Annotated in this window: 22 protein-coding genes, 3 tRNA genes and 1 pseudogene; 14 read left to right on the top strand and 12 right to left on the bottom strand. The window is 66.2% G+C overall.

The window, feature by feature from the left end; translation table 11 throughout:
* The 4 genes and pseudogenes from FHU31_RS31200 to FHU31_RS31185 form a co-directional block, all read right to left on the bottom strand.
* A pseudogene (locus FHU31_RS31200) lies at positions 1 to 251 on the bottom strand (MBL fold metallo-hydrolase); the annotation flags it as partial.
* 15 nt (positions 252 to 266) lie between these two features.
* Complete coding sequence (locus FHU31_RS31195; RefSeq protein WP_167165326.1) at positions 267 to 758, bottom strand: metallophosphoesterase family protein; 492 nt, start codon at positions 756 to 758, stop codon at positions 267 to 269.
* Between the two features lie 216 nt (positions 759 to 974).
* Positions 975 to 1,050 (bottom strand) — tRNA-Arg (locus FHU31_RS31190).
* Positions 1,051 to 1,101: 51 nt separating this feature from the next.
* Positions 1,102 to 1,190, bottom strand: a tRNA-Ser gene (locus FHU31_RS31185).
* Between the two features lie 118 nt (positions 1,191 to 1,308).
* Between FHU31_RS31185 and hisC the strand changes: the two genes are divergently transcribed.
* From hisC to FHU31_RS31160, 5 genes are all read left to right on the top strand, one after another.
* Complete coding sequence (gene hisC / locus FHU31_RS31180; RefSeq protein ID WP_167165324.1) at positions 1,309 to 2,376, top strand: histidinol-phosphate transaminase; 1,068 nt, start codon at positions 1,309 to 1,311, stop codon at positions 2,374 to 2,376.
* Complete coding sequence (locus FHU31_RS31175) at positions 2,373 to 2,843, top strand: DUF4334 domain-containing protein (protein WP_167165322.1); 471 nt, start codon at positions 2,373 to 2,375, stop codon at positions 2,841 to 2,843. Before hisC ends, FHU31_RS31175 begins: the two co-directional genes overlap by 4 nt.
* Positions 2,844 to 2,845: 2 nt before the next feature.
* The gene (locus tag FHU31_RS31170) at positions 2,846 to 3,253 is read left to right on the top strand and encodes a hypothetical protein (protein WP_167165320.1); all 408 of its coding nucleotides are present in this window, start codon (positions 2,846 to 2,848) and stop codon (positions 3,251 to 3,253) included.
* An 18-nt stretch (positions 3,254 to 3,271) separates the two neighbouring features.
* Entirely contained in the window at positions 3,272 to 4,087 is an 816-nt protein-coding gene (locus tag FHU31_RS31165) for a crotonase/enoyl-CoA hydratase family protein (protein ID WP_167165318.1), read from the top strand.
* Between the two features lie 164 nt (positions 4,088 to 4,251).
* On the top strand, positions 4,252 to 5,637 hold the full coding sequence (locus tag FHU31_RS31160) for a glycoside hydrolase family 183 protein (RefSeq protein ID WP_167165316.1): 1,386 nt from the start codon (positions 4,252 to 4,254) through the stop codon (positions 5,635 to 5,637).
* Positions 5,638 to 5,677: 40 nt separating this feature from the next.
* Here FHU31_RS31160 and FHU31_RS31155 read toward each other — a convergent pair whose 3' ends face one another.
* Complete coding sequence (locus FHU31_RS31155; protein WP_409371189.1) at positions 5,678 to 7,582, bottom strand: potassium transporter Kup; 1,905 nt, start codon at positions 7,580 to 7,582, stop codon at positions 5,678 to 5,680.
* Positions 7,583 to 7,643: 61 nt separating this feature from the next.
* On the opposite strand from FHU31_RS31155, the gene FHU31_RS31150 reads away from it, so the two are divergent.
* Positions 7,644 to 8,549, top strand: a complete 906-nt coding sequence (locus tag FHU31_RS31150) for an alpha/beta hydrolase (protein WP_167165314.1) — start codon at positions 7,644 to 7,646, stop codon at positions 8,547 to 8,549.
* Positions 8,550 to 8,564: 15 nt separating this feature from the next.
* On the opposite strand, the gene FHU31_RS31145 is transcribed toward FHU31_RS31150, so the two are convergent.
* Both FHU31_RS31145 and FHU31_RS31140 read right to left on the bottom strand, forming a co-directional pair.
* Entirely contained in the window at positions 8,565 to 9,104 is a 540-nt protein-coding gene (locus tag FHU31_RS31145) for a GNAT family N-acetyltransferase (RefSeq protein WP_167165312.1), read from the bottom strand.
* Positions 9,105 to 9,170: 66 nt separating this feature from the next.
* Positions 9,171 to 10,163 (bottom strand): GGDEF domain-containing protein, encoded by a 993-nt coding sequence (locus FHU31_RS31140; RefSeq protein ID WP_167165310.1) that lies wholly within the window; start codon positions 10,161 to 10,163, stop codon positions 9,171 to 9,173.
* A gap of 817 nt (positions 10,164 to 10,980) precedes the next feature.
* Between FHU31_RS31140 and FHU31_RS31135 the strand changes: the two genes are divergently transcribed.
* On the top strand, positions 10,981 to 11,394 hold the full coding sequence (locus FHU31_RS31135; protein WP_167165336.1) for a helix-turn-helix domain-containing protein: 414 nt from the start codon (positions 10,981 to 10,983) through the stop codon (positions 11,392 to 11,394).
* A gap of 173 nt (positions 11,395 to 11,567) precedes the next feature.
* Here the strand turns inward: FHU31_RS31135 and FHU31_RS31130 are convergent, their stop codons facing one another.
* The 3 genes from FHU31_RS31130 to FHU31_RS31120 form a co-directional block, all read right to left on the bottom strand.
* Complete coding sequence (locus FHU31_RS31130; protein ID WP_167165308.1) at positions 11,568 to 11,903, bottom strand: hypothetical protein; 336 nt, start codon at positions 11,901 to 11,903, stop codon at positions 11,568 to 11,570.
* A 70-nt stretch (positions 11,904 to 11,973) separates the two neighbouring features.
* Positions 11,974 to 12,063 (bottom strand) — tRNA-Ser (locus FHU31_RS31125).
* A 19-nt stretch (positions 12,064 to 12,082) separates the two neighbouring features.
* Positions 12,083 to 12,595 carry a MarR family winged helix-turn-helix transcriptional regulator gene (locus tag FHU31_RS31120; RefSeq protein ID WP_167165306.1) on the bottom strand — a complete coding sequence of 171 codons (513 nt, stop codon included), beginning with the start codon at positions 12,593 to 12,595 and terminating at the stop codon, positions 12,083 to 12,085.
* Between the two features lie 41 nt (positions 12,596 to 12,636).
* Between FHU31_RS31120 and FHU31_RS31115 the strand changes: the two genes are divergently transcribed.
* Entirely contained in the window at positions 12,637 to 13,608 is a 972-nt protein-coding gene (locus FHU31_RS31115; protein WP_167165304.1) for an NAD(P)H-quinone oxidoreductase, read from the top strand.
* Here the strand turns inward: FHU31_RS31115 and FHU31_RS31110 are convergent.
* On the bottom strand, positions 13,605 to 14,801 hold the full coding sequence (locus FHU31_RS31110) for a cysteine desulfurase-like protein (protein ID WP_090361858.1): 1,197 nt from the start codon (positions 14,799 to 14,801) through the stop codon (positions 13,605 to 13,607). The genes FHU31_RS31115 and FHU31_RS31110 overlap by 4 nt on opposite strands.
* A gap of 124 nt (positions 14,802 to 14,925) precedes the next feature.
* Here FHU31_RS31110 and FHU31_RS31105 point away from each other — a divergent pair, with 124 nt between their 5' ends.
* From FHU31_RS31105 to FHU31_RS31080, 6 genes are all read left to right on the top strand, one after another.
* Complete coding sequence (locus FHU31_RS31105) at positions 14,926 to 16,929, top strand: DUF6541 family protein (protein ID WP_167165302.1); 2,004 nt, start codon at positions 14,926 to 14,928, stop codon at positions 16,927 to 16,929.
* Between the two features lie 20 nt (positions 16,930 to 16,949).
* A complete protein-coding gene (locus FHU31_RS31100; RefSeq protein WP_090361865.1) occupies positions 16,950 to 17,447 on the top strand; it encodes a bacterial proteasome activator family protein in 498 nt (165 codons plus the stop codon).
* Positions 17,448 to 17,457: 10 nt separating this feature from the next.
* Complete coding sequence (wzt, locus tag FHU31_RS31095) at positions 17,458 to 18,258, top strand: galactan export ABC transporter ATP-binding subunit Wzt/RfbE (RefSeq protein WP_167165300.1); 801 nt, start codon at positions 17,458 to 17,460, stop codon at positions 18,256 to 18,258.
* Complete coding sequence (gene glfT1, locus FHU31_RS31090; RefSeq protein WP_167165298.1) at positions 18,251 to 19,270, top strand: galactofuranosyltransferase GlfT1; 1,020 nt, start codon at positions 18,251 to 18,253, stop codon at positions 19,268 to 19,270. Before wzt ends, glfT1 begins: the two co-directional genes overlap by 8 nt.
* Positions 19,267 to 20,097, top strand: coding sequence for a galactan export ABC transporter permease subunit Wzm/RfbD (gene wzm, locus FHU31_RS31085; protein ID WP_167165296.1), 831 nt, complete (start codon positions 19,267 to 19,269; stop codon positions 20,095 to 20,097). The genes glfT1 and wzm overlap by 4 nt, the downstream gene beginning before the upstream one ends.
* A 97-nt stretch (positions 20,098 to 20,194) precedes the next feature.
* Positions 20,195 to 20,827 (top strand): hypothetical protein, encoded by a 633-nt coding sequence (locus tag FHU31_RS31080; protein ID WP_167165294.1) that lies wholly within the window; start codon positions 20,195 to 20,197, stop codon positions 20,825 to 20,827.
* A gap of 114 nt (positions 20,828 to 20,941) precedes the next feature.
* On the opposite strand, the gene FHU31_RS31075 is transcribed toward FHU31_RS31080, so the two are convergent.
* Positions 20,942 to 21,412 carry a carboxymuconolactone decarboxylase family protein gene (locus FHU31_RS31075; protein WP_167165292.1) on the bottom strand — a complete coding sequence of 157 codons (471 nt, stop codon included), beginning with the start codon at positions 21,410 to 21,412 and terminating at the stop codon, positions 20,942 to 20,944.
* Between the last annotated feature and the right edge of the window lie 35 nt (positions 21,413 to 21,447).

Here is a 21,447-nt window from a genome sequence, read left to right as displayed (position 1 = left end):
TGTTTGGCGCACAGCTGCGATTGCCGCCACAGGCTCGGGTGCACGGTGTCGGGGGCCTCTGCTGCCAGGAACCCGTAGGCGTCGTTGTTCCAGACCACTCGCCCATCGGCGGCGGTCACCACACACGGTTCCAGCGCCCCGATGAACCCGCGATCGGCGTTCTCGAAATCGCGGGTGTCCTCGAACGGCAGACTGCTGCGGTGCGCGCGATTGGCGGCGGAGATGGTAGCGATGGGCGGCTTCTGCTCCATGCCCACAGCCTGCCACTACAACCGGTGCAGTGTGACGTCCTTGAGCGCGCCATTCGCCGCCGTCGCAGTCATATAGGTACAGAACGGCTGGCGTCGCCGGTCGGTGGGTGAGCCCGGGTTCAGCAGGCGCAGCCCGGTCGAGGCGGTGGCGTCCCAGGGGATGTGGCTGTGCCCGAACACCAGCACATCGGTATCCGGGTACTGGCGCGCCATCCGCTCGTCGCGCCCGGCCGAGGCCCCGGTCTCGTGCACGACGGTGAACCGCAGCCCCTCCAGCGTCGCGTCGGCACGTTCGGGCAGCCGGGTGCGCAGTTCGTCACCGTCGTTGTTGCCCCAGCAGGCCAGCAGCCGGCGTGACCGTGCCTCCAGCTGGTCCAGCAACCCCGGCGAGATCCAGTCCCCGGCGTGGATCACCACATCGGCGGAATCCACCTCGTCCCAGACCGCGGTGGGCAGCTCTCTCGCACGCGTGGGCACGTGGGTATCTGCGAGGAGGAGCAGGCGCACGGAACCACCGTAACGCCGGCCCGGATGTGCTCATTGCTGGAAACCATCGCGGACCTCGGCTTGCGACCGCCGAACGGACCCGAGGCAGGGGTCCCAGCTGGGCTTACCAGATGTCCGAAGGCATGGCCGGCGCGTACGTGGCGACACGGTGAGCGATGCTCTTCGTGTTTGCGAGCCGGCATGCCGACCGCCGGTGAAAAACGTCATACAAAAACGTGGTGCGCCCGAAGGGATTCGAACCCCTAACCTTCTGATCCGTAGTCAGATGCTCTATCCGTTGAGCTACGGGCGCTTGGTAACCGTGCTTATTAGTACTACACGGTCGAACTATTCAGTTGTTCGGCGGAGGCGAGAGGATTTGAACCTCCGGTCCGCTTTAAGGCGGACAACTCATTAGCAGTGAGTCCCATTCGGCCGCTCTGGCACGCCTCCTGAACGATCTGAGGGTACCGGACCCCCGGAACCGCCGAGCGCACAGATTACACAGGCCGGACCGCGGAAGGCAAAGCGCGACATCGGACAGCCGTCGCCGCACCCCTAGAATGGCTGGGTGACCGCCCGCCTGCGCCCCGAAATGGCCGACCTTCCGGCCTACACGCCGGGCCGTACGGTGCCCGGCGCCATCAAGATCGCCAGCAACGAAACCGTGGACGGTCCGCTGCCCGGCGTGCTCGAGGCCATCACCACCGCCGCCGCCGGCATCAACAGGTATCCGGACAACGGCTACCAGGATCTGCGCGAGCGACTGGCCAAGCATGTGAACTTCGCCCCGGAGAACATCGCGGTGGGCGCCGGCTCGGTGAGCCTGTGCCAGCAGCTCATCCAGATCACCGCTTCGGTGGGCGACGAGGTGATGTTCGGCTGGCGCAGTTTCGAGATCTACCCGCTGCAGGTGCGCACCGCGGGCGCCACCCCGGTCGCGGTGCCCCTGAAGGACCACACCCACGATCTGGACGCCATGCTGGCGGCGGTCACCGAGCGCACCCGGCTGATCTTCGTGTGCAACCCGAACAACCCCACCTCCACGGTGGTGGACCCGGCCGAGCTGGCCGAGTTCGTCGCCGCGGTGCCGTCGGACATCCTGATCGTCATCGACGAGGCGTACGTCGAGTACATCCGCGACGGTCTGCTCCCCGACAGTTTGGCGCTGGTCAGAGACCACCCGAATGTCGTTGTGCTGCGCACCTTTTCCAAGGCGTACGGGCTGGCCGGGCTGCGTGTTGGCTATGCGGTGGCCGATCCCGATATCGTCACCGCCCTGGGCAAGGTGTACGTGCCGTTCACCGCGACGACGGTGTCCCAGGCCGCGGCCATTGCCAGCCTGGACGCCGCCGACGAATTGTTGGCCCGCACCGACAAGGTGGTCGCCGAACGGATCCGGGTCAGCGCTGCGTTGCGCGACGCCGGTTACGACGTGGCACCCTCACAAGCCAACTTCGTCTGGTTGCCGCTGCCCGGTCAGACCGACGAATTCGTCAACGCCGCAGCCGAAAGCCGCATCGTGGTGCGCCCGTACGGGCAGGACGGGGTACGGGTCACCGTCGCCGCTCCGCATGAGAACGACGCCTTCCTGGCGTTCGCCCGCGAGTGGATCTCGTCCCGAGGAGAACAGAAGTGACCCACCGCAACGTCTTCGACGCGCTCAAGAAACGCGGGGGTCAGATCGACGAGACCGAACTCGACGAGTTCTGGGCGACCCTGCCGCCGGCCAGCATCGAGTTCATGATCGGCGAATGGCAGGGCGGCGAATTCCAGACCGGACACCGGGCCAACGGATTCATGAAGCGACTCAACTGGTTCGGCAAGACCTTCCACTCCGCCGACGATGCCAAACCGCTCGTCTGCCTGGACGCCGACGGCAACAAGTTCTCCAACACCGAGGCCATGAACGGTGAAGCCAGCCTGTGGCTGGAGGAGTTCCGCGGTGAGACGACGGCCTCGATGGTCTACGACGGCCGGCCGGTGCACGATCACTTCAAGGTGATCGACGAGCGGGCGGTACTGGGCATCATGAACGGCAAGGGCGCCATCGACCACACCGCGGCCGGCCCGAAGTATCTGTACTTCTATCTGGAACGCGTCTGACCGTGAAACGGGCCCTGGCGGCAACCGGTCTGGCGGCGCTGGTGCTGTTGGCCGGTTGCGCGCGCACCACCGACGGTTCGGTGGCGATGACCACCGAACCGGGCCCGGCGCTGACCACAAAGTCCAGACCGAGCACCTCGGCCCCGTCCACCACGCGCACCCGCACGCCGCGCGGGTCGACCGTGCCCGACGTGCCGGCGCCGCCGGACGCGCTCACGATGACCTGCGGTGACTACAACGACCTGGACGCGGCCACGCAGAAGGCCGTGATCAACGCGATCCTGCAGCAGGACCAGTCGACGATAAGCCCCGACAACATCGACATGGCCAAGTCGCTGACCGACGCGATGTGTCAGTTCCTGACCGGCAGCACCGTCAACGAGGTGCTGATGGGAGGCCCGGTCCCGTAGCGAGTTAGCCTCATCGACATGGGTACTGCTTACGAATCGGTGACCGTCGATATCGCCGACCACGTCGCGCGGGTCACGCTGATCGGGCCGGGTAAGGGCAACGCCATGGGCCCGGCCTTCTGGGACGAGTTGCCCGAGGTGTTCGGCACCTTGGACGCCGACCCCGAGGTGCGCGCGATCGTGCTGACCGGGTCCGGGAAGAACTTCAGCTACGGGCTTGATCTGCCGGCCATGGGCGCCACCCTGCCCGCACTGGATGCCGGCGCCAAGGCCCGCGCCGAATTCCACACGAAGCTGCAGCGGATGCAGGCGGCCATCACCGCGGTCGCCGATGCCCGGACCCCCACCGTCGCCTCGATCCACGGATGGTGCATCGGCGGCGGAGTCGACCTGATCAGCGCCGCGGACATCCGCTACGCCAGCGCCGACGCGAAGTTCTCGGTACGCGAGACCAAGTTGGCGATCGTCGCCGATGTCGGCAGCCTGGCCCGGCTTCCGCTGATCCTGTCGGAAGGGCATCTCCGCGAGCTCGTTCTGACCGGCAAGGACATCGACGCCGCGCGAGCGGAGAAGATCGGCTTGGTCAACGATGTGTACGAGGACGCCGAGGCGTCCCTGGCCGCCGCGCACGCCACCGCCGCCGAGATAGCCGCCAACCCGCCACTGACCGTGGCCGGAGTCAAGGATGTCCTCGATCAGCAGCGCATCGCCCGGGTCTCCGAGAGCCTCCGATACGTAGCGGCGTGGAACTCGGCCTTCCTCCCGTCAAAGGACCTGGCCGAGGCGGTCACCGCGATGTTCCAGAAGCGGCCGCCCCAATTCACCGGCGAGTGAACACCTTTCGCGTGCGTCGGCGAATTACACCGACGTGAGTCGCGACACGGTCACGGATAGGTATCCATCCGCGCACCGGTAGCCACATGAGCACCACAGGACACTAGCGTCGCAGCTGTACAAGTGCTGACGTCTACTCGGCGTCCGCCCCTGAAAGGTGTGACATGTCGCGGCGTCGTCGAATTGCCTCCCTCTCGGTGGCCACCGTGACCACCGCCGGGCTGTGTGTCGCGATCGGCGTGGCCGCACCCGTCTCGGCCGAGCCCTGCACTGGAGCCGCGGCTGCGGCGCAACCTCCGGCGGGCACGGCTGCGCTGCCCAGCCCCGGCGCAGGCGGGCCGCCGATGGGACACAGACCCGCCGGCGCCAACGACAACGCCCCACTGCCGCGCCTGGGCAAGTTGACGCGGTCCCTCCTCAGCGCGCTGACACCGGCTCAGCAGATCCAGCAGCAGGCCGCGGTGGTCCCCACCCCGAAACCGACGGCCACGCCCGCGCCCGCCGCCACTCCGGCACCCGCGGCGGCGCCGATGCCCGCGCCGGGCACTTCGCTGATCGGATGGGTGACCGGCCCGGAGAGTTCCAACAACACCATTGCCAAGTACTCGATCACCGGAACCGATCTCGGGATCATGTGGGACAACGGCAATGCCGCCAACCACCAGGTGCTGATGGCCTTCGGCGACACCTACGGCTACTGCAGCACCCCCCAGAAGCAGTGGCGCTACAACGTGTTGATGCGCAGCCAGGACACCTCCCTGACCGACTCCGTCGCGGCATCCAGTGCACCGTCGTGGCGGCCGGGGCTGGCCAAGCAGATCATCAACAGCATCGACTGGGCGCCCGTGGAGAAGGGCATCATCCCGACCGCCGGCATCTCGGTCGGAAACAACCAGTACGTCAACTTCATGTCGATCAAGAACTGGGATGCCGACGGCCGGTGGTCGACGAACTTCTCCGGCGTCGCCGTCTCGCCGGACAACGGCGAGCACTGGGGTGTGTATCCCACCAGCATCCGCCCCGCCGCACCGGACAGCACCGATCGCGTCGCCTACACCCCCGGCAACGAGAACTTCCAGATGGGCGCCTTCATGAAGCCCGGACCCGGCGACGGTTACCTCTACTCGTTCGGCACGCCACCGGGCCGCGGCGGTTCGGCATATGTGGCACGGGTGCAACCGGCCAACGTGCCGGACGTGACCAAGTACGAATACTGGAATTCCGACAGCAATGCCTGGGTTCCCGGGAATCCGGGGGCGGCCACCGTGGTGATCCCGGGTCCGCTGGGCGAGATGTCGGCGCAGTACAACTCGTACCTCAAGCAGTACGTGGCGCTCTACTGCAACGGGCTCAACGACGTGGTGATGCGTACGGCGCCCGCCCCGCAGGGGCCGTGGGGTCCGGAGGCCATGCTGGTGTCGCACTCGGAATTCCCCGGTGGTATCTACGCTCCGTTCCTGCACCCCTGGTCGACCGGAAAAGTGTTGTACTACAACCTCTCCCTATGGTCGGACTACAACGTGATGCTGATGCGGACAGTGCTGCCATAACCCGTTGCGGTCACGGCAGATTCCGCCGCACCGTCCACCGTCACACCTCGATACGCGAGCCGATGATCACCGTGCGGTCCAGCGGAAGCCCGAAATGGCCAGCCGCATCGGCGGTGATGTAGGAGGTCGCGATGAACAGTCGCTTACGCCAGGGCGCCATGGTGGGCGCGTCACCGGGAGTCAGCTCCAGCTTCGACAAGAAGTACGTCGCATCATCGACCGACAGCGGCGCCTCCATCGACGGGTGTTCTTCGACCAGTCTCAGTGCCGCAGGCACATCCGGCCGTTCCATATAGCCGAACTTGGCGCTGACGAAGCTGATCCCGTCATCGGTGTAACCCAGGTTGTCCAGCGTGATGCGCTGATCGTCAGGGACACGGGGCACAGGCTGGACGTCCAGCGACATGATGACGGCGTGCTCGTGCAGCACGTGATTGTGTTCGACGTTGGCGCGCATGGAAAGTGGGGCCGTCTCGCCGCCCCGGTTGAGAAACACCGCGGTGCCGGGGATGCGCACCGTCGCCGCCGGGTCCGCGACGAGCTTGTCGACGAAGTCCTGCAGGGGTCCCTCGGCCTCTTCGCGGGCCTTGGTCACCACATCTCGGCCGCGCTGCCAGGTGACCATCACCGTGAACGCGGCGATCGCGATCAGCAGTGGCAGCCACGCGCCGTGCACCAGCTTGGTGAGGTTCGCGGCGAAGAACATCAGGTCGACGACCAGCAGCGCGCCCCCACCGACCACCACAATCCACAGCGGCGTATGCCAGCGGGCCCGGGCCTGGTAGAGGAACAGCAGCGTGGTGATGGTGATCGTCCCGGTCACCGCCATACCGAACGCGTACGCCAGGGCCGCCGAACTGCGGAACGCCAGCACCAGCGTCAACACCGCCACCATCAGCACCCCGTTGATCCACGGCACATAGATCTGCCCCATGGCTTGCGCGGACGTGTGGGCGATGCGCAGCCGTGGCAGGTAGCCGAGCTGGGCGGCCTGCGCGGCCACCGAGAACGCGCCGGTGATCACCGCTTGGGAGGCGATGACCGTCGCCGCGGTGGCCAACACGACCATCGGGATCCGCGCCCACTCCGGGACGAGAAGGAAAAACGGTGCGCTGACGGCGTTTTCGTCACCCAACAACAACGCGCCCTGGCCAAAGTAGCTCAGCACACAGGCGGGCAGCACCAACGCCAGCCACGCCGTGACGATGGCGGGTCGGCCGAAGTGGCCCATATCCGCATAGAGCGCCTCGGCGCCGGTGACCGAGAGCACCACGGCCGCCAACGCAAAGAAGGCGATGTGGAAGTGCCCGGCCATGAACCCCAGGGCATAGGTCGGCGACAGCGCCCGCAGGATGTCGGGATGAGCGACGATTCCACCGATCCCGCACGCTCCGATCCCGGAGAACCAGGCGATCATCACCGGACCGAAGAACCGCCCGATGTTCTCGGTGCCGCGCCGCTGCACCGAGAACAACGCCACGATGATGACCACCGTCAGTGGGATGACCCACCTATCAAATTCGGGCTCAATCACTTTCAGCCCTTCGATGGACGACAGCACCGAGATGGCCGGGGTGATCATGCTGTCACCGAAGAACAGCGCGGCGCCGAACAGACCGAGCCCCGACAGCACCGCAGCCTTGCGTTCATGCCCGGCCGGGCAGCACCGGCGCACCAGCGTGATCAGCGCCATGACGCCGCCCTCACCGTCATTGTCGGCGCGCATCACCAGACTGACGTAGGTGAGGGTGACGATGAGCATCACCGACCAGAAGATCAACGACACCACGCCATAGACATGTGTCTCACTGATCGGTACCGGATGCGGGTCGCCGGGGTTGAAGACCGTCTGGAGGGTGTAGATGGGGCTGGTACCGATATCGCCGAACACCACGCCGAGCGCGGCGATCACCAAAGGCGGCCGCAGGGCCTGCTTGTTGTGCACGGCAAGTATTGTGCCGTCGAAGACTGTCGGGCGGCGGAAGATCCGGGATCGGTGAGGGCGAATGCGTGAGAACCGTGAGAACACGGAGTTTTCCAGCGGCGGCGAACGTTGCGACGCATGGCTTTACCGGCCGGAGTCCGACGATGACGGCGCGCCGACACCCGTCATCGTGATGGCCCACGGCCTCGGTGGCACGAAGGCCATGCACCTGGACGCCTATGCCCAGCGCTTCACCGCCGCAGGCTACGCATGCCTGGTGTTCGACTACCGCCACTTCGGCGACAGTGCCGGCTTGCCACGGCAATTGCTGTCGGTACCCCGACAGTTGGCCGACTGGGAGGCGGCGATCGCGTTCGCCCGGTCGTTACCCGGCATCGATGCCGACCGGGTGGTCACCTGGGGAACCAGCTTCGGCGGCGGGCATTCGCTGACCATGGCCGCGCGCGATCACCGCCTCGCCGCCGCGATCGCCCAATGCCCGTTCACCGACGGTCTGGCCTCCGCCCTGGCTGTCAATCCGTTCACCAGCGTCCGAGTCACGTGCGCCGCCGTACGGGACCTCATCGGTGCAGCCCGCGGCGCGGCGCCGCGCTACCTGCCTTCTGCGGCACGACCAGGCGTCCCGTCGTTCATGAGTGCATATGACGCGCTGCCCGGCATCACGGCGCTGGGTGCCGAGGATGCCGACTTCGACAACAGGATCACCGCACGCTCGGCATTCGATGTTCTTTTCTACGCACCCGGCCGGCACACCAAAGACATCCGCTGCCCGGTCTACGTCGCGCTCTGTGACCCGGATACCGTGGCCCCCAACCGCACCGCTGAGCGCCAGACCTCCCGGGCATCCGGTGCTGAAGTGCACACGTATCCGGTCGGCCATTTCGACATCTATTTCGGCGAGCACTTCGACCGCGCGGTCTCCGACTACCTGGCTTTCCTCCGGCGACACGTTCCCGTCGCGACGTAGCCTCGACGGACCGGATCAGACTGCGGAATGGGTCGTTTCGCGACTGTCGACCCGCAATTCGTACTTGATCTCGCAGATGTACTTGCCGCCCACGAAATCGGTTCGTTCGGATCCTTCGATGGTCCAGCCGGCGCGCGCGTAGAAGCGTCGTGCACGGGTGTTCGTCGACAGCACCCACAGATAGGCCACGCCGTATCCGGCCTGGCTCAACTGCCGGCACGCGGCGGCCAGCAGGGTGCTACCCACACCTGATCCCCAGTGCACGGGATCGACATAGAGCGACCAGATCTCGCCGAACTCGTCGTGCTCACGTTCCCGTGATCGCCCCAGCGTGACATGCCCGCATACGACGCCCTCGTCGACGGCTACCAGTGTGTAGGGCCCGTTGACGGGGTCCATTCGTTCGAACTTGTAGCGACTGGCCCTGTCCTCGGGTCGCATCCGGTCGAGGTACTTCTGCGAGATCAGTCCCGCGTAGCCCACTTGCCAGGAACGGACGTGCGTCTCAGCCACGGCCAGCGCATCGGCCGGGACCGCGTCCCGCACTTCCACCATGAACGGAACTATCACTGTGCGTCCGTCATTTGGTGCTGCATTCGCCCGGACTGCCCGGGCTTTCGACTAGCCGTTCGCGACGGTGTCAGGGCCTTGGAGGCGACGACCGCGACTCTGGTACAGCGCGGCGTCGGCGTGTGCATACAGGGTGGCGATGTTGGCGCCGGACAAGTTCGCAGTGGCCGTTCCGAGGCTGACCGACGGTGTCGTCGTCCGGACGCTGTCGAGGAAATCCCTGACGACCCCGGGATCTTCACCTGCGATGCAGACGGCGAACTCGTCACCGCCGAGGCGGGCCAACACAGCACGGCGCGGTACCAGCTGTTTCCACTGGCGGGCATAGTCGGTGATGCGGCGGTCTCCGGCTTGGTGGCCCTGTGTGTCGTTGAGGGTCTTCAGACCATCGATGTCCAGCGCGACGACCACCACCGAGACCGACATGGTCGGCCGGAAATGCCTGAGCAGATCGGAGGTTCCGATCTCCCACCCAGCGCGATTCAGCAGGCCCGTCATCGGGTCGGTACATGCGGCGGTGAACATCGCGCGCATGAGTAGACCGAAGGACTCGGCTGCTGCCGTGATGGCGACGACGATGATGAGAAACGTGATGACGCCGACGTGCGGTGCGGGGGCAAGGGCGACCGCAACCACACAGGCCACGGTGAGCGCCGCGATCAGCATCCACGCCCGGTAGGGCGGGTGGAAGGCCCGCAGATACATCGCCAAGAACATCGGAGCGATGAGACAGACATACTCGGCGGTCATCGTGACGTGAAAGGCCATCACCACAGGGGTCGCCGCGATCGCAGCCACGGTGGGGAACATGACGTGTTCCGACTGGATCGCGAGCTGCGTCAGTGCCGCCAGCCCGAGAAGGATGGCGATGATGCCGCCCGTCGGATTGCCGTAGGCGATGTCGCTGCGCACCGGGAACAAGGTGAACACCACGCCGTATGCATAGAGAAACGTCGTGGCGCTCAAATAGATTCGCAACAGCCGCACTCGCTGCTTGCGCCCGACGCCGATACCGGCCCCGGCGAGCGAGCTCAGCCGATACATGACGCCAACTTGCCTGTGAATGAGTTGATCGTCAACCGACCCGCGCGTCGGACCGGCTGGGCTCAGGTCCGGAAAATTCTATACTCGGCCGAATACCGAGTCTGGATTCGACTTCTATCGCAATCCATACCGGTGAGCAGTATGGCGCGGGAGAATAAATACTGGGTCAGCGATGTGGTGACCATTCCTGCCCACGATAATTCGCGGCCGCCCTTTCTGGCCGGTCCGCGTCATCGAGCCAATCGACAGACGGTCTGCCGACGCACGTCTGCGACTACGCCACGGCTCAAAGCGACCAACGAGCGGGGCACATCGAGCAATCATCACGGGTGCACTGACAGTAGCTCACAGCGTCGGCGCCGAGGTGTGCACGTGACACCTCGCCGGCGCCCCGCGTACGGGCGGCACGTCGGTGCTTGGATGTCACGGCGCTGACCAGGATAGCCCCCACCGAAATAGCTGACATGACCAGCGGCAATCCATCAAATATTGCTGGCTGCATACCCAAGCGTCCTTCCAATGGTTCTACCTGTTACATTGTCCGGCTCGCACTGCCGTCCGATATTGCTGTGCATACATCAAGATCGTTCCCAAGGAACATGTCACGCGCGTAACGATCGCGTCAATATGGCCCGGCACACACTCGTGTCGTGATACTCGTTTCGGTAGCGGCATCGTCGGTCGTGACCAGCCGATGCAACGTCGCCACCCGCTCGCTGGCTACCACTCGCCACGCGGCGGATGGCGCGGAGCCGAAGCCCGGTCGTTCGCACCGAACGGCCGCCATCACATGCGACGTGGAGGTTGGCAGGACGGTATGAATACAACTTTCGCCGCCCGTCTCAACAAACTGTTTGAGGCCGTCTACCCACCCGGGCGCGGCCCTCACACTTCTCATGAAGTGGTCAAGGAATTGCGCGGTGAGGGAATAAGGATCTCGGCGCCCTATCTGTCGCAACTACGCACTGGTCAACGCACAAATCCGTCCGCTGAAATCATGGAGTCGATCGCTCAATTCTTCCGAATCAGCGTCGACTACTTCACCGATGACCGGTACTTCCAGAAGGTCGACAAGGAACTCACCTGGCTTCTGCACATGCGCAATGAGAACGTCCGCCTTGTCACGTCCCGGGCGCTCGGACTCTCCGAGATGTCCCTGTCCGAATGGATCCGCTACGCCGACACCCTGCGGCGCCAGGAGTCCACCGCAGCACACGAGGCGGTCGGGTAGACCGCTCAGGACAGGCAGACGCCAGAGCGCTGTGATGAACGGACAGGCAAGCTCTGACAGACGACGGAATCCTGTTGTCGATCAGATCTTTTCGCCCACCACTTCCCCACCCGTATCGGCGCCGCCACATTCATCGAATGTCTACGCGTTCGCGACCTGACCGGGAACTTCGACTAAGGCAGGTAGCAGGGCTCGTTACCGGGGGTGTAGTACTGCAGGCCCGTCGGGGAGATGCAGGGCGCCTCTCCCGGGAACGAGGGAACCAGCGAGTACGCGTAACCCTCCGGGAAACCGTAGCGGGCCCAATCGCCCGCCACCGCGTCGGCCGTTCCCACGGCCACGGCGGCACCAACGGCGTCACCGGCGATGCCCGGGGTGCAGCCACCGACGCTGACGTGCCGGCCTCCGACGTCGCCGCACACATCGGCTTGGGCCATGGGGGCGACCGCCGCGGGCACTGCGGACAGGGCGGCAATACTGAGCAGGGTCGCTGCAAACTTCTTGGGCATGCCGCGATTATCCCCTACTAATTGACGCGCGTTACATTATTCGGCGATGAGCCCGGAGATCCGCAGAGTGTGGCGGTGGCGGAGGGATTTGAACCCCCGGTCGGTGTTAGCCGACTCTCGCTTTCAAGGCGAGTGCATTAGGCCGCTCTGCCACGCCACCGCCGATAAGCGTAAAGGGTCTAGACCCGGCCGAGCCTCGCGGGCGGCGCATCCGACTGCAGGCCGGCGCTGATCCGGCGGCAGTTCTCCCCCACCGCAGCCATCTGCGGCCGCGACAGCCGGCCCAGGTAGTGCGTGCGCACCCCGTCACCGTAGGTTTCCAACGCTTCCTTGAGCAGCGCCCGCCCGTCGTCGGTGATCGTGGCGAGCACCCCTCGGCCGTCTTCCGGGCTGGCCACCCGCTGGACCAGTTTGAGCTTCTCCAGACGGTGGATCTGCCGGGTGACCCTGCTGGGCAGTGACATCAGGTTCTCCGCCAGGTCGCCCATCCGCGCGGAACCTGTCGTCGAACGGTCCAGGATGTCGAGCAGACGCACGTCGTTGAGCGTCAGCCGATGCGCGTCCACCAGGGAACGATTCAACGTCGCGTAAAGCCGGAGCGCGGAGTCCAGGAAGTTTTGCCAGGATCTCTGCTCAGCGATATCCAGACCCGGCATCGTGCTGGCTGTCCGCCCGGCGATTGTGCCCTCCATCGCGTCATCGTAAGGCTCTCGGTACAAGTAACGTTGTCCGAATGCGCGCCATCGTTGCAGTTTCAACCGAACGTATGACAATGCAAGTAGTTCCCGACGTCGCAGCTCACACCCGTCAAGTTGTGATCCGCGTGGCCGCCGCCGGCGTGAATCGAGCCGATCTTCTGCAGGCTTCCGGTAACTACCCGCCCCCTCCCGGCGCCAGCGACACACTCGGGCTCGAGGTGTCCGGGACGATCGCCGAAGTGGGCAGCGAAGTCACCGAGTGGTCCGTCGGGCAACCGGTATGCGCGTTGCTGGCCGGCGGCGGCTATGCCGAGTACGTGGCGGTTCCGGTCGAGCAGGTGATGCCGGTTCCCGACGGCGTCGGGCTGCACGAGGCCGCCGCACTTCCGGAGGTGGCGTGCACAGTCTGGTCGAATCTGATGATGACGGCCCATCTCGATCCGGGCCGGCTTCTGCTCGTGCACGGCGGCGCCAGCGGTATCGGCACGCATGCCATCCAGGTTGCCCACGCATTGGGCAGCCATGTCGCCGTGACCGCCGGCTCCGCGGAGAAGCTGGCGGTGTGCGCGGACCTCGGGGCCGACATCACCATCAACTACCGCGAGGAGGATTTTGTCGAGCGGGTGCGCGCCGCGGGTGGAGCCGAGGTGATCCTCGACATCATGGGGGCGAAGTACCTGGACCGGAACATCGACGCCCTCGCCGACGGCGGCCGGCTCATCGTCATCGGCATGCAGGGCGGGATCAAGGCCGAGCTCAACCTCGGCAAGCTGCTGAGCAAGCGAGCCGGGGTGATCGCGACCGCGCTGCGGTCCCGGCCGCTCGACGGGCCCGACGGCAAGGGCGCGATCGTCGATGCGGTGGTCGCCAACGTGTGGCCGTTGATCGGCGCGGGCAAGGTCAAGCCGATCATCGGCGCCGAGCTGCCGATCGAAGAGGCCGCACGGGCCCATGCGCTACTGGCCGCCGGCGAGGTGCACGGCAAGGTGTTGCTGCGGGTGTCTTAACCTAGGGAGGCGAGCGCCCGGACCAACTGGTCGACCTCGGCCGTCGTCGTGTACGGGGCCAATCCGACGGTGACCGCACCACCGACATCGCTCACCCCGATGAGGTCGAGCACGCGCGAGTTCGGATCGATCGACGCCAGCACGCCATTGTCGGCGAGTCGCTGCAGCACCCGCTCCGCGGGCACGCCCTGCACCGCGAAGCTGAGCACCGGGATGCGCTCGGCCGGGCTGCCCAGCACCATCACCAGCGGCAGTGAGCGCAACGACGCCAGCAGGTAGCCGAACAGCCGGTCCATGTAGGCCGCCGCGGACTCCATCGACACCCCGAGTCTTTCGCGCCTGGTGCCCTGCGCGGCCTCGTCGAGCGAGGCCAGGTATTCGATGCTGGCCACCACTCCGGCGAGCAACCCGAACTGATGGTTGCCCATCTCCAGCCGAGCCGGGCCCGTGGCGTGTGGATCCAGCGACACCGAGCTGAACATGTCGATCACCGACGGATCGCGGAACACCAACGCGCCGATCGGCGGTCCGCCCCAGGCGACGGCGTTCAGGGCCAGGACGTCGGCATCGATATCGTCGATGTCGATCAGCCGGTACGGTGCCGCCGCGGAGTGGTCGACGATGACCAGCCCGTTGTTGGCGTGCACCAGCTTGGTGACCGGTTCCAGGTCGGTGAGGGTGCCCAGCGTCGAGGACGCCGACGTGATGGCCACCAACCGGGTCGGCTTGGTGATCAGGTTCTCCCACTGCCATCCGGGCAGCTCACCGGTCTCGACATCGACCTCGGCCCATTTGACCTTGGCGCCATACCGGTTCGCCGCGCGCAACCACGGCGAGATGTTCGCCTCGTCATCCAGGCGCGTCAGCACCACCTCGTACCCCAGCCCCACCCGGGACGAGGCCGCATCCGACAACAGGGTCAACAGCACGGACCGGTCGGCACCCAGCACCACCCCGTCCGGACTCGCCCCGACCAGATCCGCGATGGCCTGGCGGGCGGCGGCCAGCACAGTGGCACTGCGTCGCGCGGAGGGATGCGGGCCGGATGCGATCGGCATGGAGCCACGGAAGGCCGTCGACACCGTGGTGGACACGGAGTCGGGCAGCAGCATCCCGTCCGGTGCGTCGAAATGCACCCAGCCGTCGCCAAGTGACGGGTGCAATCCGCGCACCCGAGCGACGTCATAAGCCATGCAAGCCACCTTAGAGCGTCTGCAATTCGTGCAGACAGACACAGTTGCGGTAAGTGCCCGGGAGCACCACGGCGTCTTGGGCCGGGGTCCTGGGCCGGATCACTTCGGCAGCCATACTAGTGCAGTGGGCTTGTCGTTCGGGGTGCTGATTGCCCTGCTTTTGCTGGTGTGCCCGGGAGCAATCGTCGGACGAACGGCGGGCCTGACCTGGCCGACTGCCGTGGCGGTGGGTCCCGTGGTGACGTATGGCGTTGTGGCACTGGCCATCGTGCCGATGGGCGCCGTCGGTATCCCCTGGATGGTCTGGACGGCCCTGGTGGCCCTGATTCTTGTGATCGGCATCACTTTCGGTTTGCGCCGGCTCCTCATCCGATTCGGTGACCGAGACGCCGAGGAACGCGCCGCAGAGCGCGGACCTGCACTGGTGGTGGCGGCCGGGGTGGTGTTGGGCGCCCTGCTCATCTGGTTCGCCGCGGTGCGCGGACTCCCGAACTGGCAGTCGATTCCCAGCAACTGGGACTCCGTCTGGCACGCCAACACCATCCGCTGGATCCTCGACACCGGCCAGGCCTCACCGACGCATATGGGGGAACTGCGTAACGTCGAGACCCACGACGCGCTGTACTACCCGTCCACCTTCCATGCGCTCGCCGCGATCTACAGCCAGGTCAGCGGCGCCGCGGCGACCACCGCGTACACGATCAACTCGCTCGTCGCCTCGATCTGGCTGTTCCCGGTCAGCGCGGCCAGTCTCACCTGGCTGATACTGCGCCGAACGACCACGTTCGGCGGGCAGGAGCGTAGCGACCCGGGGATTGGGCAATGGCGCACCGCCGGGTGCGCGGCCACCGCGGCCGCTCTGTCGGCATCCTTCACCGCGGTCCCCTACGTCGAATTCGACACCGCGTCCATGCCCAATCTGGCCGCATACGGCGTGGCCGTACCCACGGCGGCACTGACCATCTCGGCGCTGCGGCGCCGCGACCGGATCCCGCTGGCGATCATCGCCGTGATCGGTGTGTTCTCCGTCCACATCACCGGTGGCGTGGTGGCCGTGCTGTTGGTCGCCGCGTGGTGGTTGTTCGACGGCCTGCTGCGCCCCGTGCGCGGCCGGCTGGCCGATTTCCTCACCCTGCTGGCCGTCGGCCTGCCCGCACTGGTTCTGCTTCTTCCCCAGTTCGTCGGAGTGCTGCAGCAGGCCGAGATCATCGTCGGGCACGCGTTCGTCACCCACGAGGGCAAGAAGCGCGGCCTCATCGACGCCGTCGTGCAGCACACCCGCCACCTCAACGACTTCCCGATCCAGTGGTTCCTCGTCCTGGCCGCGGCCATCGGCGCCGGGATCCTGGTGTACCGCCGGATCTGGTGGCCGCTCGCGGTCTGGTGCCTGCTGGTGGTGTCGATCGTGCATTCGTCGGCCCCGTTCGGCGGCATCATCGGCACCCTCACCGGGCGGTTCAGCGACCTGTTCTACAGCGACCCGCGCCGGCTTTCGGCCGTGGTGACGATGCTGCTCACCGCCGCGGCCGGCATCGGGTTGTACACCGTGGTCGCCCTGGCGGTGGCCGCCGTTCGCCGGTTCGCCCACCGCGGCACACCCCGGGTGTGGCACGGGGTGACCGCCGCGGTACTGGTCGCCGTCGCACTCACCAGTGCCTGGCACTACTTCCCGCGGCATCGCTTCCTGATCGGCGACAAGTACGACCACGTGATCATCGACGACAAGGATCTCGAGGCCATGTCGTACCTGGCCGCGCTGCCGGGGGCGCGCGACACCATGATCGGGGATGCCAACACCGACGGCACCGCCTGGATGTACGCCGTGGCGGGGCTGCATCCGCTGTGGACGCACTACGACTATCCCCAGCAGCAGGGGCCCGGCTACCACCGGTTCATCTTCTGGGCCTACGCCGATGACGCCGATCACGACCCGCGGGTGGCCGAGGCCGTGCACGCGCTCAATATCCGCTACGTGCTGACCAGCACCCCGGTCGTGCGCGGGTTCGTGATGCCCGACGGACTAGTGTCACTGGACAAGTCGAAGTCGTGGGCCAAGATCTACGACAACGGGGAGTCCCGCATCTACGAGTGGCGCGGTGACACCCCATCGACACCGACCAACGGGTGAGGACGGGTATCAGGAAGGCCATGACGATCAATCCCGACGACGACAACATCGAGATCCTGGCGGGCGACCCGAGCACAGGTACCGCTGAGGACGACAAGTCCCTGACCGACCTCATCGAGCAGCCCGCCAAGGTCATGCGGATCGGCACCATGATCAAGCAGCTTCTCGAAGAGGTACGCGCCGCACCTCTCGACGATGCCAGCCGCACCAAGCTGCTGCAGATCCACAAGAGCAGCATCCGTGAGCTCGAGGACGGTCTTGCCCCCGAACTTCGCGAGGAGCTGGAGCGGCTGACGCTGCCGTTCACCGACGACTCGGTGCCCTCGGACGCCGAACTGCGCATCGCACAGGCCCAGCTGGTCGGCTGGCTTGAGGGGCTGTTCCACGGCATCCAGACCGCCCTGTTCGCCCAGCAGATGGCCGCGCGGGCCCAGCTCGAGCAGATGCGTCAGCTACCGCCGGGAATGGCCGGCCAGCAGCGCGGTCCCGGACACCCCGGCACCGGGCAGTACCTGTAGCCCTCATCGCATGAGCAATCCGCATATCGAGACCCGCAACGCGTGGGTCGAGTTCCCGATCTTCGACGCCAAGTCGCGCTCGCTGAAGAAGGCGTTCCTCGGCAAGGCCGGTGGCGCGATCGGGCGCAACGAATCCAATGTCGTGGTCATCGAGGCCCTGCGGGACATCACGCTGTCGCTGAAGATGGGCGATCGGGTGGGGTTGGTCGGGCACAACGGTGCGGGCAAGTCCACGCTGCTGCGGCTGCTGTCGGGGATCTACGAACCGACGCGCGGCTCGGCGACCGTCACCGGGCGCGTGGCGCCGGTATTCGACCTCGGCGTCGGCATGGATCCGGAGATCTCGGGTTTCGAGAACATCATCATCCGCGGGTTGTTCCTGGGTCAGACGCGCAAGCAGATGATGGCCAAGGTCGATGAGATCGCGGAGTTCACCGAGCTGGGCGACTACCTGTCCATGCCGCTGCGCACCTACTCGACCGGTATGCGGGTGCGGCTGGCGATGGGTGTGGTCACCAGCATCGACCCCGAGATCCTGTTGCTGGACGAGGGTATCGGCGCGGTGGATGCCGAGTTCATGCACAAGGCGCGCAAACGCCTCCAAGATCTGGTGGCGCGCTCCGGAATCCTGGTTTTTGCCAGCCATTCCAACGAATTCCTGGCCCAGCTGTGCGACACCGCGATGTGGGTGGACCACGGCACCATCAAGATGACCGGCGGTATCGAAGAGGTCGTCGGCGCCTACGAGGGTCCGGACGCCGCGCGGCATGTGCGTGAGGTGCTCGAGGAGAATGCCCGCGCCGATGGCTGAGCGTGTGGCCGATGAGCGCTCGCGCGAAGAGCGTGTGGCCGATGAGCGCTCGCGCGAAGAGCGTGTTGTCGCCGTGGTCGTCACGCACCGCCGGGTCGACACCTTGGCCACGTCCCTGGCCGCGGTGTGCGGCCAGGACCGCGCGCCGGATCATCTGATCGTCGTCGACAACGACGCCGACGACCGCGTCCGCGCGGTGGTCGAGCGCCAGCCGATGCCGGCGACGTATCTGGGTTCGCACCGAAACCTGGGCGGTGCAGGCGGTTTCGCCCTCGGCATGCTGCACGCACTGACCCTGGGCGCGGACTGGATCTGGCTCGCCGACGATGACGGCAGGCCGGCCGACCCCTCTGTACTCGGCACGCTACTCGACTGTGCAGCAACGCATTCCCTGGACGAGGTGTCCCCCATGGTGTGCGATATGGACGCACCGGAACGACTGGCCTTCCCGCTGCGCCGCGGGCTGGTGTGGCGACGGCGGGTCTCGGAGTTGCGTGAAGGTCCCGGTGATCTGCTGCCCGGTATCGCCTCGCTGTTCAACGGCGCACTGTTCTCCGCGGCGGCCGTGGAAACCGTTGGGGTACCTGACCTTCGGCTGTTCATCCGGGGCGACGAGGTGGACCTGCACCGGCGGCTGGCCCTGTCCGGCCTGGCGTTCGGCACGTGCCTGGCGGCGAAGTACCTGCATCCGTATGGCACCGACGAGTTCAAGCCGATCCTCGGCGGGCGCATGCACACCCAGTACCCGGACAACGACGTCAAACGCTTCTACACCTACCGCAACCGCGGCTACGTGCAGTCCCAGCGCGGCCAGCGGCGGCTGATCCCGCAGGAGTGGGTGCGGTTCGGCTGGTATTTCCTGGTGACCCGGCGCGACCCGGCGGGACTGCGGGAGTGGTGGCGACTGCGGCGGTTGGGCCGGCAGGAGAGGTTCGGACGGTTCGAGAACCTAGGCGAGCGAAGCGACGGGGGAAAAGCCGGCGAGGGAAGCGACGGGAGAGGCAACCGATGACATTCACCGATGCGGCGGCACAATCCAAGACCTTCAGCCGCGCCTGGTCCGATCTGGTGGTCGGCTTCGGCAAGCGGGAGCTGTGGCTGCACCTGGGCTGGCAGGACATCAAGCAGCGCTACCGGCGCAGCGTGCTCGGCCCGTTCTGGATCACCATCGCCACCGGCACCATGGCCGTCGCATTGGGCGGGTTGTACTCACAGTTGTTCCACCTGAAGCTGGCCGAGCATCTGCCCTATGTGACGCTCGGCCTGATCATCTGGAACATGATCAACGCCGCGATCATCGAGGGCGCCGACGTGTTCGTGGCCAACGAGGGTCTGATCAAACAGCTGCCCACCCCGCTGAGCGTGCATGTCTACCGACTGGTGTGGCGCCAAGTCCTGCTGTTCGCACACAACATCATCATCTTCGTGATCATCGCGATCATCTTCCCGCAGCCGTGGAAGTGGACCGACCTGACATTCATCCCGGCCCTGGCGCTGCTGGTGGCCAATTGCGTATGGGTGGCATTGTGTTTCGGCATCCTGGCCACCCGGTACCGCGATATCAGCCCGCTGCTCTTCAGTCTGGTGCAGTTGTTGTTCTACATGACGCCGATCATCTGGAACGACCAGACACTGCGCGACCAGGGCGCCGGCGGCTGGGCCAAGATCATCGAGTTCAATCCGCTGCTGCATTACGTCGACATCGTCCGGGCGCCGCTGCTGGGCGCCGACCAGGAACTACGGCACTGGATCGTGGTGTTGGTGTTCACCGTGCTGGGCTGGATGATGGCGGCCATCGCCATGCGCCAGTACCGGGCCCGCGTGCCGTACTGGGTGTAGTCCTAGGAGTTCACCTTGGCGCAATCGACGATTCGGCTGCGCCGCGTTGAATGGTGGTCATCCCACATCTGACTTTTCCAGATTCCCAGGAGTTGCCATGACCGACGTCATCAACGGCGAAACCACCACACCCGCCCCGGAGAGCTTCGTCGAAGCCGAGATCGTGCCAGTGCTCAACCAGGCCGAGGCGGCCGCATTCGAGGCCGAGGCCACGGCAAAGCGCCGCGTGCTGGAGGTGCGCGAGACCCTGGAGCGTCAGCTCGCCGCCGGACACAGCCTGTCCGGCGAGCTGGTCACGGCCACCACCGACGCCACCGCGGCCCTGGTCGAAGCCCCGGCCAAGGTGATCGCCGCCGTTCGCGACGGCGCCACCCTGCCCGCCGCGTTCGGCGAGACCGGCGACGCCGTGCAGATCGCCGTGAGCGAGGCGGGCACCCGGATCCGCACCGCCGTCGGCCATTACGTCAGCCAGCAGTCGACCCTGCCCAACGCCGTCATCACCGGCGCTGCCGAGGTGGCGGGCTCACTGGTCCGCGCCCAGGGCTCCCTGGCGGTCGCTGCCGTCGACGGCGCCTTCAGCGTCGCCACCGTCGCCAGCAAGGGCGGCGATGTGCGCGACGCCATCGACCAGGAGTGGAGCGAGTTCAACGCCACCGCGGTGGCCGCTCGTGACGCCGTCGAAGCCCGCGTCTCAACGGCGCGCCAGGCCATTCGCGACGCGATCGCCTGACCCCCACAGCCACCTCCGGGTGTGGGCCAGTCGTGCCCGCACCGGCTCAGCTCCTCGGCACCGCCGGGGAGCTGACTGCTTTCCGGTGCACCCCTGCACGGGCGGTCCGGGTGCTCAGCGGCGCGGCGCCTTCAGCCGGGTCGCGACGTTGAACCGGTTCCACGCGTTGATGGTGACAGCCATCGCGATGACCTGGGCGAGTTCCTTCTCGCTGAAGACGGCGGCGGCCTTCGCGTACACCTCGTCGGACACGTGGCCGTGGTGCAGTTCGGTGATCGCCTCGGTCAGTTCGAGGGCGGCGCGCTCCCGTTCGGTGAACAGGTTGCCCGCCTCTTCCCACGCCGCGACGAGCGCCAGCCGCTGCTCGGTCTCGCCCTGTTTGCGCGCGTCGGCGACGTGCATGTCCAGGCAGAATGCGCAATGGTTGAGCTGGCTGGCGCGGATCTTGATGAGCTCGCCGATGGTCGGGTCGACATCCTTGGCAGATGCGCCGGACAGTTTCATCATGGCGTCGTAGAGCTCAGGGGAGACCTTGTAGATCTGCACGCGGTCGATGGCGGTGGGGTGTTCGAGTGTCTGTGTCATGCCGTCCACGCTAGGTCCGCAAAGACCCACCGACA

Origin of the sequence: Mycolicibacterium fluoranthenivorans, assembly GCF_011758805.1 — a bacterium.
GTDB lineage: Bacteria > Actinomycetota > Actinomycetes > Mycobacteriales > Mycobacteriaceae > Mycobacterium > Mycobacterium fluoranthenivorans.
Note: the sequence above shows the minus strand (reverse complement) of the source record. Positions and strands in the feature narration are given on the sequence as shown.

Excerpts from the sequence above, each read along its gene's own strand:
- FHU31_RS31165 (WP_167165318.1), top strand. The coding sequence starts at position 3,272 with ATGGGTACTGCTTACGAATCGGTGACCGTCGATATCGCCGACCACGTC.
- FHU31_RS31160 (WP_167165316.1), top strand. The coding sequence starts at position 4,252 with ATGTCGCGGCGTCGTCGAATTGCCTCCCTCTCGGTGGCCACCGTGACC.
- FHU31_RS31150 (WP_167165314.1), top strand. The coding sequence starts at position 7,644 with ATGCGTGAGAACCGTGAGAACACGGAGTTTTCCAGCGGCGGCGAACGT.
- FHU31_RS31145 (WP_167165312.1), bottom strand. The coding sequence starts at position 9,104 with ATGGTGGAAGTGCGGGACGCGGTCCCGGCCGATGCGCTGGCCGTGGCT.
- FHU31_RS31140 (WP_167165310.1), bottom strand. The coding sequence starts at position 10,163 with ATGTATCGGCTGAGCTCGCTCGCCGGGGCCGGTATCGGCGTCGGGCGC.
- FHU31_RS31135 (WP_167165336.1), top strand. The coding sequence starts at position 10,981 with ATGAATACAACTTTCGCCGCCCGTCTCAACAAACTGTTTGAGGCCGTC.
- FHU31_RS31130 (WP_167165308.1), bottom strand. The coding sequence starts at position 11,903 with ATGCCCAAGAAGTTTGCAGCGACCCTGCTCAGTATTGCCGCCCTGTCC.
- FHU31_RS31120 (WP_167165306.1), bottom strand. The coding sequence starts at position 12,595 with ATGGAGGGCACAATCGCCGGGCGGACAGCCAGCACGATGCCGGGTCTG.
- FHU31_RS31115 (WP_167165304.1), top strand. The coding sequence starts at position 12,637 with ATGCGCGCCATCGTTGCAGTTTCAACCGAACGTATGACAATGCAAGTA.
- FHU31_RS31110 (WP_090361858.1), bottom strand. The coding sequence starts at position 14,801 with ATGGCTTATGACGTCGCTCGGGTGCGCGGATTGCACCCGTCACTTGGC.
- FHU31_RS31100 (WP_090361865.1), top strand. The coding sequence starts at position 16,950 with ATGACGATCAATCCCGACGACGACAACATCGAGATCCTGGCGGGCGAC.
- wzt (WP_167165300.1), top strand. The coding sequence starts at position 17,458 with ATGAGCAATCCGCATATCGAGACCCGCAACGCGTGGGTCGAGTTCCCG.
- glfT1 (WP_167165298.1), top strand. The coding sequence starts at position 18,251 with ATGGCTGAGCGTGTGGCCGATGAGCGCTCGCGCGAAGAGCGTGTGGCC.
- wzm (WP_167165296.1), top strand. The coding sequence starts at position 19,267 with ATGACATTCACCGATGCGGCGGCACAATCCAAGACCTTCAGCCGCGCC.
- FHU31_RS31080 (WP_167165294.1), top strand. The coding sequence starts at position 20,195 with ATGACCGACGTCATCAACGGCGAAACCACCACACCCGCCCCGGAGAGC.
- FHU31_RS31075 (WP_167165292.1), bottom strand. The coding sequence starts at position 21,412 with ATGACACAGACACTCGAACACCCCACCGCCATCGACCGCGTGCAGATC.